The organism is Massilia eurypsychrophila (genome assembly GCF_002760655.1).
Lineage (GTDB): Bacteria > Pseudomonadota > Gammaproteobacteria > Burkholderiales > Burkholderiaceae_D > JAFCUW01.
On the sequence record NZ_PDOC01000004.1, the window covers coordinates 360,361 to 373,228 of the forward strand.

Consider the following 12,868-nt stretch of genomic DNA (forward strand, 5'->3'; position numbering starts at 1 on the left):
GATGATTGCGAAAAAACCTGACTCAGCCCGCCTCGACAAGGTCGTCGCCGACGCCCGCCGCGCCGCCGATACCCGCGAGCTGGGCTACCGCGAGCGCTCGCTCAAGATGTACCCGTGGATCTGCGGCCGCTGCATGCGCGAGTTCACGCACGCCAACGTCTCGCAGCTGACCGTGCATCACCGCGACCACAATCACAACAACAACCCGCCAGACGGCAGCAACTGGGAGCTGTTGTGCCTGTACTGCCACGATAATGAGCACTCGCGCTACCTGGAAGCGGACCGCGGCGCCGGCCTGCAGGCGCCGGAAATGCAGGCGGCGACGCACAATCCGTTCGCCGCCCTCGCCGGCCTGATGAAGAAGAAGGACTAGCGCGCCAGGCGTTCGAGCTTGGCCACCGACAGGTCGAGCACCTTCATGCCGGCGCGGCCGAAGTTGATCTGGGCGCGCGCATTGCCGCCGCCACCTTCGATGTTGACGATGACGCCTTCGCCGAACTTGGCGTGCTCGACCGACTCGCCAATGCGCCAGCCGGGACCCGTCTGCTTCTGCGTAATCTGCTGGGCAATCTTGTTGTCCGACCCGGCGCTGCTGAACTTGGCGTCATCCCACGCGTTCTTCTTGTTGCCGAACCACTGCGCCTGCACCCGCGGCGACATCCACTTCAATGCCGGCTCCGGCAACTCGTCGAAGAAGCGCGACTTCATGTTGTAGCGCGTCTGCCCGTGCAGCATGCGCTGCTGCGTGAAGCTCATGTACAGGCGCTTCTTGGCGCGCGTGATCGCCACGTACATCAGGCGCCGTTCTTCGTCGACGCCGTCGAGCTCGCGCGAACTGCTTTCGTGCGGGAACAAGCCCTCTTCGAGACCGGTAATAAAGACGGCGTCGAATTCGAGGCCCTTGGCCGAGTGCACCGTCATCAGCTGCAGCGCATCCTGGCCGGCCTGCGCCTGGGCGTCGCCCGCCTCCAGCGACGCGTGCGACAGGAACGCCGACAGCGGCGACATCACGGTCGGCAGCGGCGCGTCGGCGTCGAAAACCTCGATGCCGTCCTGGTTCAGGATCGCTTCGCCGGCCTGGGCGTCGGCGCGCGGGCCCATGTGCGCCGGCGCGCCCTGGCCGAAGCCTTCTTCCTGCACGAAATGGGTCGCCGCGCTGACCATCTGCTCGAGGTTTTCGATGCGGTCGGCGCCTTCTTTTTCGTTGCCGTAGTGGGTCAGCAGGCCGCTGGCCTCGAGCACCACGCGCACCATTTCGGGCAAGGCGAGCTGCTGCGTCTCGAAGCGCGCGCCTTCGACCAGCTTGACGAACGAGCCGAGCGAGCTGCCCGACTTGCCCGACACATAAGGCACCGCGGCGTACAGCGAGATGCGGTACTGCTCGGCGGCCGCCTGCAAGGTTTCGATCGAGCGCATGCCGATGCCGCGCGTGGGGAAATTGACCACGCGCAGGAAGGCCGAATCGTTGTGCGGGTTGTCCATCAACTGCAGGTAGGCGATCGCGTGCTTGACCTCGGCGCGCTGGAAGTAGCGCTGGCCGCCGTACACGGTGTACGGCAAGGCGGCGGCAAACAGCGCGTGCTCGATGACGCGCGACTGCGCGTTGGAGCGGTACAGGATGGCAATCTCGCTGCGCGAGGCGCCGTCGGCGATCAGGCTCTTGATCTCTTCGATCAGCCACTGCGCTTCTTCGAGGTCGGACGACGCTTCGTAGATACGCACCGGCTCGCCGTGGCCGGCGTCGGTGCGCAGGTTCTTGCCTAGGCGCTTGCTGTTGTTGGCTATCAACTGGTTGGCGCTGTCGAGGATGTGGCCGTGCGAGCGGTAATTCTGCTCCAGCTTGATCAGGTTCTCGACGCGGAACTCGCGCTCGAAGGCGCTCATGTTGCCCACGTTGGCGCCGCGGAAAGCGTAGATGCTCTGGTCGTCGTCGCCGACGGCGAACAAGGCGCCGCCGAACTGCTCGCCGTGGCCAGCCAGCAACTTCAGCAGGTTGTATTGCAGGTCGTTGGTGTCCTGGAACTCGTCGACCAGGATGTGCTTGAAGCGCGCCTGGTAATGTTCGCGCAGCGGCTGGTTACGCTGCAGCAGTTCGAACGAGCGCAGCAGCAGCTCGGCGAAATCGACGACGCCTTCGCGCTGGCATTGCTGGTCGTACAGCTCATAGAGCTCGACCATCCGACGCTCGATCGGATCGTAAGCTTCGACCTTGTTGGCGCGCAGGCCCTGGTCCTTCGCGTTGTTGATGAAGTACTGCAGGTTTTTGGCCGGGTATTTTTCATCGTCCACATTGTTCGCCTTGAGCAGGCGCTTGATCATCGATAGCTGGTCTTGCGAGTCGAGAATCTGGAACGCCTGCGGCAGCGCGGCGTCGCGGTAGTGCGTGCGCAGGAAACGGTTGCACAGGCCATGGAAGGTGCCGATCCACATGCCGCGCGTACTGATGGGCAACATCGCCGACAGCCGGGTCAGCATTTCCTTCGCCGCCTTGTTGGTAAACGTCACCGCCATGATCCCGGCCGGCGACACCTGTCCGGTCTGGATCAGCCAGGCAATGCGGGTGGTCAGCACGCGCGTCTTGCCGGAGCCTGCTCCGGCAAGGATCAGGGCGCTTTGCTGGGGCAGTGTGACGGCGGCGAGTTGTTCGGGATTGAGGTTGTGGAGGAGATTCTGCATCCAGTCATTATACCCGCCAGGGTACGCGGCCGGCCGTCCGGAAAGGTAGCGACAAGCGGAACTCATAGGCGAATTTCAGCGTCCAACGCGGGGTACCTTCCCGGATCAGAGGAGAACGTGAAATGTTGAATCGAGTCGTTGCAGTGACCGCGCTGGCGGTCGGCGGGATGATGCTGTCCAAGCAGCTCAAGAAAAACCGCAATTCCCAAGGCACCTCGTCGATTGAAGAATCGTGCGAGATCAACGTGCCGGTCAGCACCGCTTACAACCAGTGGACCCAGTTCGAGGAGTTTCCGCAGTTCATGGAAAACGTGCTCGAAGTGCGTCAGCTGGATGATCGGCACCTGCACTGGCGCGCAACGGTAGCCGGGGAAGAAAAGGAATGGGACGCCGAGATCACCGAGCAGGTGCCGGATAAGCGCATCGCCTGGCGCAGTGTCACGGGCGCGCGCAACGGTGGCGTCGTCAGCTTCCACAAGCTGTCCGACAACGCTTGCAGGATCATGCTGAAAATCGAGTATGAGCCCGAAGGCACGATGGAAAAACTCGGTGATGCGATGGGCGCGGTGCGCATGCAGGCACGCAGCAGCCTGCAGCGCTTCAAGGAACTACTCGAGAAGCGCGGCAGCGAAACTGGCGCCTGGCGCGGTCAGATCGCCCAGCACTAAGGCAGTACACGGGCACGTCCGGAAAGCGGGCGATCAGTTCACCGACGGCCCGATTGCGGTTTTCGTCACCACCATGGCGAGTTCGCAACCGGGCGTGCCGGTTTCCTCCACCTTGACCGTGGCCGTTGAGCCGAGGTGAGCGACCATCACCGGGTGCGCGGGCTTCGTTCTGCCGCACTCGACGGTGCCTTCGAGCCGGACCGTTTGCTTGCCGGCCGGCGTCAGCACGAACGACGCCATCATTTTCGCGCCCTTGTCGTCTAGCATCACCTTGAACGGCTCGCCGGCGCGCGCACGTACTGTCGGCGCCGCTTTGCTGGTGGGCGTGGTGAAGGTCATGGCAATGTCGTACGTCTCGGGGACCGATTGCGCCTGCACCGGCAAGGCGATGAAGCCACCGGCAGCGACGGCGGCGGCGACCAGAACACGGCAGGCAGAGCGCCGTGCGGCGCCAGGTTGGGACAGAAGCATCGTCATCAGGGGTTCCCCATCATCGCCCGTTGGTGGGCGTGGAAATATCGATCCGACCATCATACCTGACCAGACCGCCCTGACAACGAGCCGCGACGTCGATGCTTAAGCGGCTGGCGCGGGCGCGGCCAGGCCCTTCGCCATCGCGTCGCGGATCAGGGCGCGCATTGTCCTTTCGGCGACGCGTGCCTCGGCGTCGATCTGCTTGCCGAGCACGTCCATTTTTTTGCCGAGCGAATCCATCGGCTTGCCGGCATCTTCCATCTGGCGCCCGAGCTCGGCCATCGGCGCGTTCGTCTGGCGTGCTTCCTCGCGCGACAGCGCGTCTGACTGTTGCTCCATCTGCCGGCCGAGCATACGCATCTGCTTGCCGAGTTCATCCATCTTGCGATTCAGCGTCTCGCGCTGCGCGGAATCGGCCCGCTCCATGTCGCGTCCCAGTTTTTCCATCTGGCGGCCAAGCCGCTCCTGGTCGCGTCCGAGCGCCTCGACCGCGCGCTCGCTGTGCCGCCGCTGGCCGCGTCCGGCCTGTTCAGCCTGCCGGCCTTCGCGCTCCATCTGGCGGCCGAGTGATTCCATCACCTTGCCGTGCTGCTCCATCTCCCGGCCGAAGACGTCCATCTCGTCGCCGAGACGCTCCACCGGCGCCCACGCATCGACGACCTTTGCCAGCACCGCGGGGTCACTCACCACGTAGGCTTTGCCGGCGTCGCGGAACCACAGGAATTGGCCGGGAATCGCGCGCTTGGCGGCGGCAATCGCTTTCCAGTCAGAACTACTGCCGCTGCCCTGGGTGCCGCGCTCCCCGGGCCGCACCAGCGCATATGCCTGCTCGGTGCCACCGCGCACCGAGATCGTCTTTTCGGTTCTTGGCTGTGGCGACGGCGACGGCTGCGCATTGGCGTAGAAGGCGGCGCAGGCGCAGGCCAGGCCGAGGATGGGCAGCGCCATCTTCCAGTGCAACGGTTCGGATTCGGGACGGACCAGGCGTTTGATGCGATTCATGAGATTTCCTCCGTGTGCCGCGTGGGCGAGTTGAGGGGTGGTGGAAAGCTGGAAACGGTCCAGCTCGGATAAGGCCAGCGCCAGGCGCCGCGGTTCGCCCAGCACGCCCGCGGCGAGGTCATCGGCGACCTGTTCGCGTTCGAGCCGGATGCGTTTCGACAGCCACCAGACGGCGGGGTGGTAGAACAGCACGACTTCGATCGCGCTCTGCACCAGGTTGACCAGGTAGTCGTGGCGGCGGATGTGGGCCAGTTCGTGCGCCAGCAAGGCTTCGAGCAGATGGACCGGCATGCCGCTCGCGACCGACGCCGGCAGCAAGATGACCGGGCGCCACCAGCCGGCGGTGAGCGGGCCAGGCACATCGTCGACCAGCCCGAGCCGCACCGGACGATTGATGCCGAAGCGCTCAGCGAGCTGTTGCACCCTGCCCTGCCACGCCGGGTCGGGACGGCAATTGGCGGGATGGCTCAGGCGCCGCACCCACAGCAGGCCGAGCAGCATGCGCAGCGCCAGCGCGCCTGCGCCGGCCGACCACAGCAGCATGACCAGCGGCAGGCGCGACTGCAATGCTTGTTCCCACAGCGCCAGGCGGGCGCCGGCCAGCGCCGCGGGGGCGTCGGTCGCTGCGGCGAGCGGGACGGCAAGGGCCAGCGGCATCAGGCTGGTGGTGGCGGAGTCGGCGTCGAAGATGCGCTGCAAGGTGCCGGCCAGCGGCAACGCCGCGCACAGCAGCAGGGCGGCGCAGGCAACGGCGTAACGAGTTTGCGGACGGGCACTGCGCAGCAGGCCCAGCAGCAGCGCGGCACCCCATCCGACCAGCAGGCCCTGCCAGACGAAATCGAGCAGCGCCCACGCCAGGCTGGGTACCACTGCCGGCAGCAGCGCGTTCATCGGGTAATTCCTGGGTGTGGCAGGTTCATGCGATCTCCATGTCGTGGAAGTAGAATAAAATATCTAGAACAAAAAGTCTAGAAGTTTTTTTCTACTTGCGCTGGCAGCGCGACAGGATGGAGACTAGACGTGAACTGGGGAGTGGGAAAGCGACGTGCGACGGATCGCAAAAACTGAGGGGTGGGTGGCTTGATTGACACGGCTAGACCGCGCTCGCCGGCGCCGTCATCCTCGCGCAGCGGGGATGACGTTGGTTTCTGGCGATTTCTGCGTTAGAAAATGACGACCGAGCGGATTGACTCGCCGCTCTTCATCAGGTCGAAGCCTTCGTTGATCCGTTCGAGCGGCAGGCGGTGCGTGATCAGGTCGTCGATGTTGATCTTGCCGTCCATGTACCAGTCGACAATTTTCGGCACGTCGGTGCGGCCGCGCGCGCCGCCAAACGCCGAACCCTTCCACACGCGTCCGGTCACCAGCTGGAACGGCCGCGTCGAGATCTCCGCCCCGCCCGGCGCCACGCCGATGATGATCGACTGGCCCCAGCCCTTGTGGCAGCACTCGAGCGACTGGCGCATCGTGGTGGTGTTGCCGATGCACTCGAAGCTGTAGTCGGCGCCGCCGTCGGTCAGGCTGATGATGTCGTCGACGACGTTCTCGGTGGTGGTCGGATTGACGAAGTGGGTCATGCCGAACTTGCGCGCCATCTCCTCGCGGGCAGGATTGATGTCGACGCCGATGATCTTGTCGGCGCCGACCATGCGCGCGGCCTGGATGACGTTCAGGCCGATGCCGCCGAGGCCGAACACGACGACATTGGCGCCGGCTTCCACGTTGGCCGTAAACAGCACCGCGCCGACGCCGGTGGTGACGCCGCAGCCGATGTAGCAGATCTTGTCGAACGGCGCGTCCGAGCGCACCTTGGCCAGCGCGATTTCCGGCACCACGATGTAGTTCGAGAACGTCGACGTGCCCATGTAGTGATGGATCGGCTTGCCGCCGATCGAGAAGCGGCTGGTGCCGTCCGGCATCAGGCCGCGGCCCTGGGTCGAGCGGATTGCCTGGCACAGGTTGGTCTTGCGCGACAGGCAGAATTTGCACTGGCGGCATTCCGGCGTGTACAGCGGAATGACATGGTCGTCGCGGCGCAGGCTGGTGACGCCCGGGCCGACATCGACGACGATGCCGGCGCCCTCATGGCCGAGGATGGCCGGAAAGATGCCTTCCGGATCGGCGCCGGACAAAGTGAAATAGTCGGTGTGGCAAATGCCGGTCGCCTTGATCTCGACCAGCACCTCGCCTGCCTTCGGACCTTCCAGTTCGACTTCTTCGATCGTCAGCGGCTGGCCCGCTTTCCATGCTATCGCTGCCCTGGTTTTCATGCTGCTTCCGTGTCTGTGTAAAGTGCCTTCATGATAACAGCGACGGGCGCGATCCGTGTCAGGCCGGCTGCGGGCGCCGCTCCCAGAATTCATTGACCTGCCCGGCCAGGCGCAGCGGTACCAGCGGCTTCGGGATCGCGCCGATGGCGCCGGCGTCGAAGTAGCGCTCGATGTCGGCCGGCGAGGTCAGGCTAGTGACGAACAGCGCCGGCGTGTCGGCCAGGTGCGGCATGCCGCGCAGCAGGCTTAGCGTGGCGAGGCCGTCAAGGTCGGGCATCATGACGTCGAGCAGGATCAGGTCGGGGTGAAAGTTTTGCGCGGCGATCAGCGCTTCGTGGCCGGAACAACAATCGCGTACAACGAATTTGCCGATCACTTCAAGCACCAGCTTGGCGGTGGTACGCACGTGCAGGTCGTCTTCAACGTACAGAATGGTTTTCAGGTCGGTGTCGATCATCTCAGTCTCCTGCGCAAGTTGGGGTGGCGATGCCGAGCAGCTTGGCGATCGTGGTCCACAGCTGGCGCGGCGTGGCCCATGGCTTGGCCAGGTACACGCCGGATCGCTCGCGCCAGGCCGGCTGGCGCGCCGAATACACCAGCAGTGGAACGGCGCTCAGCGCCGGCAGCAGGTCGGCCGCATTGCCGTCTGGCAGGTCGGGGTCGATGACGACGGCCGAAAAGATCTGCTGGCGCAGCAGCTGGCGCGCACCGGCGAGCGTTTGCACGTGGGTCACGCGCGCTTCCGGCGTCAGCAGCGCGGCCAGGTTCTGCGCCGAGCCACTGTCGCGGTCGATGTGCAAGATGTGCGGCACAGCGGGGCCGGCGCGCTCGGTTGGCTCGGCAACAGAGGCGGCGGCGGCGCCAGGAACGGCGGTGTCGCCCAGCGGCGCCGTCGCGATGCCGCGCCCGTGCATGCGGTTTAAGAATATTTCAGTCGATTTCATGCCGACATCCTTCAGAGTACCAATACGATTGACATCCGGAGGCGTACGCGTGCGCGTGGCGCGACGAATAGGCAGTTCCGGAAATGGGATCGGCGGAGCGGGGCCGGCAACTTGAGTCGGCCGCAGGGGGAAGGCGGCGCTGGCAAAGCGTGTAACGGGCAGCGATGTGAGGCAGAGTTACAGATCGGGGCAATTCATGGAATTCCCGTGGGGCAAGTATAACCCAGGAATGCGCCGCACACGTGCGGCGCACCATTTAAATTTAATGGCCAGGCCGGCAATATTGCCCGGCCGGGCCAGCGCCCTACTTCGGCGTCTTGACGCGGCTGGCGAAGCCGCCATTCAGGCTGTTGAGCACTTCTTCGGCGGCCAGCAGCTGGTCGGCCACCTCGTTGATCTTGCGCCGGCTCGAGCGCGCATGGTCGCGCAGCACTTCGAAGGCCGTGTTGCGGTCGGTATGAAAGCGCCCCATCAGAAGGCCGACCGCCAGGCTCGTTTCGCGCCCGGCCGCGAGCGCCGCGTTGAGGTTCACTTCGGTGCGGCGCAACTGGCGGATCTCGTCGGCGCGCGCCAGGCTCGCTTCGAACGCCGGCATCAGGCGCGCGGCGTCGACCGGCTTGACGACGAAGCCGACCGCGCCGTAGGTGGCCGCCTGGCGGGCGACGTCGCCATCGACATTGGCCGACAGGAACATGAACGGCACCGACGTGTTCTCTTGCAGGTGGCGCGCCAGTTCCATGCCGGACATGCCGGGCATGGTGATGTCGAGCAGCGCCATGTCGGGTTCGCGCGCTTCGATACGGCGGATGGCTTCGGCCGCGGAGTTGGCACACACCGTTTCATAGCCGGCATGGCCAAGGATGGTGGCAAGGAACTCGAGCAGCAGGGTGTCGTCATCGACGAGCAGGATCAAGCGTTTGGCGTGGGTGGCTGTGGTCATTTTTGAGGATACAGTCAAAGTCCGGATGGAAAATAATTATACGGTGTGCGCGGCGGCCCGGGCATTTATCCGTTTGCAGGCGAGTTCGTCGCTCACGGCATGCCGTTGGCGCAGAACCTGGCGAAGCCGGCACGCGCGCTCAGGCGCTGGTAGTACGCGGCCAGCGCGGCATATGCCGGTCGCTCTAGCGGCGTCATCAGCCAGCGGTTGATCGACAGGCCCAGCACGATATCGGCTACGGTGAAATCATCCGCGGCAACGAAGGCGCCGGTCGTGGCGACGCGCTGGTCGAGGATGCCGAGCAGCCGGTTCCAGCTGGCGCAGCTGGCCGCCACCTGGCGCTCATCGGCGTGGGCGGCGCTGCGCCGCACCAGCGCCATGAACGCGTAGCGCCAGGCAGTGTTGAGCTCGGTTGCCTGCCAGTCCATCCATTGCTCGACGAGTGCGCGCCGGCGTGGCGCCGCCGGCAGCAATACGCCGTCGCCGTACTCTGCGCACAGGTAGCGGCAGATCGTGTTCGATTCCCACAGCACGGTGGCGTCATCGACGAGCACCGGCACCATCTTATTCGGGTTAAGCGCAAGGAATTGTGGCGCATCGGTCGCAAGCTCGCCGTCGCCCCACGCTTCCAACTGGTACGGCAAGTTCAGTTCGGCGCAAGTCCACAGCACCTTGCGCACGTTGATCGAGGTCGGCTTTCCTAGAATTTTCAGCATGAAACATTGTGCCGCAAATCCTTGCTGGGGTCACTTGCTGGGGTCAGGTCTGACATTCGGACATCTTGGTGGGGTCAGGTCTGACATTCGGACATTTATAGCGAACTGGCCCCTTGAAACCAATACCGATCAACAATTTTCACCGGCTTTAACGGTCGCGCTTGCCCAATGCGGACCGAATTTGTCCGAATGTCAGACCTGACCCCAGGTTTTTGTCCGAATGTCAGACCTGACCCCAGCTTTCTATCCGATTGTCAGACCTGCCCCCCGCGAAAAGAGCCGGGGCCGGCGGCGCAACGTCAGCCCCTGTCATCTATAATGTTTGTTTTCTCCAAATGCCCAGCCCACACCATGGAATTAGCCAAGTCTTTCGAGCCAGCCGATATTGAACAGTTCTGGCGCAACGAGTGGGAACAGCGCGGCTACTTCGCCGCCACCACCGACGCCGACAAACCGTCGTTCAGCATTCAGCTGCCGCCACCGAATGTGACCGGCACCCTGCACATGGGGCACGCGTTCAACCAGACCATTATGGATGGCCTGACCCGCTACTACCGGATGCGCGGCCACAACACGGCGTGGATCCCGGGCACCGACCACGCCGGCATCGCCACCCAGATCGTCGTCGAACGCCAGCTCGATGCGCAGAAAATCTCGCGCCACGACCTCGGCCGCGAGAAGTTCGTCGAGAAGGTGTGGGAATGGAAAGAGAAGTCGGGCAACATCATCACCGGACAGATGCGCCGAATGGGCACTTCGCCCGATTGGGCGCGCGAATATTTCACGATGGACGAGCCGCGCTCGAAAGTGGTCACCGAAGTGTTTGTCCGCTTGTTCGAGCAGGGCCTGATCTACCGCGGCAAGCGCCTGGTCAACTGGGACCCGGTGCTCGGTACCGCCGTGTCCGACCTGGAAGTGGCGCAGGACGAGGAAGAAGACGGCTTCATGTGGTACATCAAGTACCCGCTGGCCGACGGCAGCGGCCACATGACGGTCGCCACCACCCGTCCTGAAACCATGCTCGGCGACGTCGCCGTGGCAGTCGACCCGACCGACGAACGCTACACCGACATAGTCGGCAAGATGCTCAAACTGCCGCTGACGGACCGCGAAATTCCGGTCATCGCCGACGAGTACGCCGACAAGGCATTCGGCACCGGCTGCGTGAAGATCACGCCGGCGCACGACTTCAACGACTACGCGGTCGGCCAGCGCAACAAGCTGCCGATGATTTGCATCCTGACACTCGATGCGAAAATCAGCGACGAGGCGCCGGCCGTCTACCGCGGCATGGACCGCTTCGCCGCGCGCAAACAGATCGTCGCCGACCTCGATGCCGCCGGCCTGCTGGTTGAAGTCAAGCCGCACAAGCTCAAAGTGCCGCGCGGCGATCGCACCGGCGTCGTCATCGAGCCGATGCTGACCGACCAGTGGTTCGTGGCCATGAGCAAGCCGGCGCCGGAAGGCACCCTCTTCCCCGGCAAGTCGATCGCCGAAGTGGCACTCGAGAAAGTGGCTACCGGCGAGATCAAGTTTGTGCCGGAAAACTGGAGCACCACCTACAACCAGTGGCTCGGCAACATCCAGGATTGGTGCGTGTCGCGCCAGTTGTGGTGGGGCCACCGCATCCCGGCCTGGTATGACGACGCAGGCAACATCATTGTTGCCCGCAGCGAAGAAGAAGCGCAGCAAAAAGCCAAGGCGGCCGGCGTCACCGGCGCCCTGCGCCGTGACGACGACGTGCTCGACACCTGGTTCTCGTCGGCGCTAGTGCCGTTCTCGACCATGGGCTGGCCGGAAGAGACGCCGGACATGAAGATGTTCTTGCCGTCGTCGGTGCTGGTCACCGGCTTCGACATCATCTTCTTCTGGGTCGCGCGGATGGTGATGATGACCACCCACTTCACCGGCAAGGTGCCGTTCGAAACGGTCTACGTGCACGGCCTGGTGCGCGATTCGTCCGGCCAGAAGATGTCCAAGTCGAAAGGCAATACGCTCGACCCGATCGACTTGATCGACGGCATCGGCATTGAAGAGCTGGTCGCCAAGCGCACCACTGGCCTGATGAATCCGAAGGACGCGCCGAAGATCGAGAAAGCTACCCGCAAGGAGTATCCGGCAGGTATCGCCGCGTTCGGCACCGATGCCGTGCGCTTCACGATGGCCAGTTATGCCTCGCTGGGGCGCAGCATCAACTTCGACCTGGGGCGCGCCGAAGGCTACCGCAACTTCTGCAACAAGATGTGGAACGCGACCCGCTTCGTGCTGATGAATACGGAAAACAAGGATTGCAGCGCCAGCGACGCCGACCTGTCGCAGGCCGACCGCTGGATCCTTTCGATGCTGCAGCGCGCCGAGCAGGACGTCGCCAAGGGCTTCGAGGACTATCGCTTCGATAACATCGCCGCGACGATCTACAAGTTCGTCTGGGACGAGTATTGCGACTGGTATCTGGAAGTGGCAAAAGTCCAGGTTCAGCACGGCACCGAGGGCCAGCAGCGCGCCACCCGCAACACCTTGCTGCGCGTACTCGAAGTCATCCTGCGCCTGGCGCACCCGATCATTCCATTCGTCACCGAAGCGCTGTGGCAGACCGTCGCCCCGCTGGCCGGCAAGAAGGTCGATCCGGCCGGCGACTCGGTCATGCGCCAGCCGTATCCGCAGGCTAAGCTGGCGCTCATCGACGAGTCGGCCGAAGCGTGGATGCTGCAACTGAAGGCGCTGACCGACGCCACCCGCAACCTTCGCGGCGAAATGCAGATCTCGCCATCAGTAAGGGTGCCGCTGATCGTCGAAGCGGCCGATGCCGCCGGCAAGGCGCAGCTGCACAGCTTCGCTCAGTACGTGCAGGCGCTCGGCAAGTTGTCGGAAGTGCAGATCGTCGATGCGCTGCCGGAGTCGCCGGCCGCGGTATCGATCGTCGGCACCACCAAGCTGATGCTCAAGGTCGAGATCGATGTTGCCGCCGAGCGCGAACGCCTGTCGAAAGAGATCGTCCGCATCGAAGGCGAGATTGCCAAGGTCAACGGTAAGCTCGGCAACGAAAGTTTTGTCGCCCGCGCGCCGGCCGCCGTGGTGGCACAGGAAAATGAGCGCCTGGTTAATTTTTCTGCAACTATCGACAAGTTACGTGAACAGTTTGCTAAACTCCCTGCTGCCTAATAAACAACAACGGAGA

General features: G+C 64.0%; 11 protein-coding genes. 3 read left to right on the plus strand and 8 right to left on the minus strand.

Translation table 11 applies throughout. The annotated features are described in order from the left end of the window. The first annotated feature begins 1 nt into the window (after position 1). Positions 2-373, plus strand: coding sequence for a YajD family HNH nuclease (locus tag CR105_RS09660; RefSeq protein WP_099788211.1), 372 nt, complete (start codon positions 2-4; stop codon positions 371-373). Here the strand turns inward: CR105_RS09660 and CR105_RS09665 are convergent. Beyond that, positions 370-2,676 carry a UvrD-helicase domain-containing protein gene (locus tag CR105_RS09665; protein WP_099788212.1) on the minus strand — a complete coding sequence of 769 codons (2,307 nt, stop codon included), beginning with the start codon at positions 2,674-2,676 and terminating at the stop codon, positions 370-372. The two genes, CR105_RS09660 and CR105_RS09665, sit on opposite strands and share 4 nt — an antisense overlap. Positions 2,677-2,798: 122 nt before the next feature. Between CR105_RS09665 and CR105_RS09670 the strand changes: the two genes are divergently transcribed. Beyond that, positions 2,799-3,344 (plus strand): SRPBCC family protein, encoded by a 546-nt coding sequence (locus CR105_RS09670; RefSeq protein WP_099788213.1) that lies wholly within the window; start codon positions 2,799-2,801, stop codon positions 3,342-3,344. A gap of 33 nt (positions 3,345-3,377) precedes the next feature. On the opposite strand, the gene CR105_RS09675 is transcribed toward CR105_RS09670, so the two are convergent. The 7 genes from CR105_RS09675 to CR105_RS09705 all read right to left on the minus strand — a co-directional run bounded on the left by CR105_RS09675 (position 3,378) and on the right by CR105_RS09705 (position 9,690). Further along, positions 3,378-3,821 (minus strand): hypothetical protein, encoded by a 444-nt coding sequence (locus tag CR105_RS09675; protein ID WP_099788214.1) that lies wholly within the window; start codon positions 3,819-3,821, stop codon positions 3,378-3,380. A 99-nt stretch (positions 3,822-3,920) separates the two neighbouring features. Next, the gene (locus CR105_RS09680) at positions 3,921-5,711 is read right to left on the minus strand and encodes a M56 family metallopeptidase (RefSeq protein WP_099788215.1); all 1,791 of its coding nucleotides are present in this window, start codon (positions 5,709-5,711) and stop codon (positions 3,921-3,923) included. A gap of 272 nt (positions 5,712-5,983) precedes the next feature. Continuing rightward, entirely contained in the window at positions 5,984-7,090 is a 1,107-nt protein-coding gene (locus CR105_RS09685) for an S-(hydroxymethyl)glutathione dehydrogenase/class III alcohol dehydrogenase (protein ID WP_099788216.1), read from the minus strand. 58 nt (positions 7,091-7,148) lie between these two features. Next, positions 7,149-7,547 (minus strand): response regulator, encoded by a 399-nt coding sequence (locus CR105_RS09690; protein ID WP_099788217.1) that lies wholly within the window; start codon positions 7,545-7,547, stop codon positions 7,149-7,151. A 1-nt stretch (position 7,548) separates the two neighbouring features. Continuing rightward, entirely contained in the window at positions 7,549-8,034 is a 486-nt protein-coding gene (locus CR105_RS09695; protein ID WP_131021673.1) for a DNA-binding transcriptional response regulator, read from the minus strand. Between the two features lie 304 nt (positions 8,035-8,338). After that, positions 8,339-8,974 (minus strand): ANTAR domain-containing response regulator, encoded by a 636-nt coding sequence (locus CR105_RS09700; protein WP_099788219.1) that lies wholly within the window; start codon positions 8,972-8,974, stop codon positions 8,339-8,341. Positions 8,975-9,066: 92 nt separating this feature from the next. Further along, positions 9,067-9,690, minus strand: a complete 624-nt coding sequence (locus CR105_RS09705) for a glutathione S-transferase family protein (protein ID WP_099788220.1) — start codon at positions 9,688-9,690, stop codon at positions 9,067-9,069. A gap of 351 nt (positions 9,691-10,041) precedes the next feature. Between CR105_RS09705 and CR105_RS09710 the strand changes: the two genes are divergently transcribed. After that, positions 10,042-12,852, plus strand: coding sequence for a valine--tRNA ligase (locus CR105_RS09710; RefSeq protein ID WP_099788221.1), 2,811 nt, complete (start codon positions 10,042-10,044; stop codon positions 12,850-12,852). Positions 12,853-12,868 lie beyond the last annotated feature (16 nt).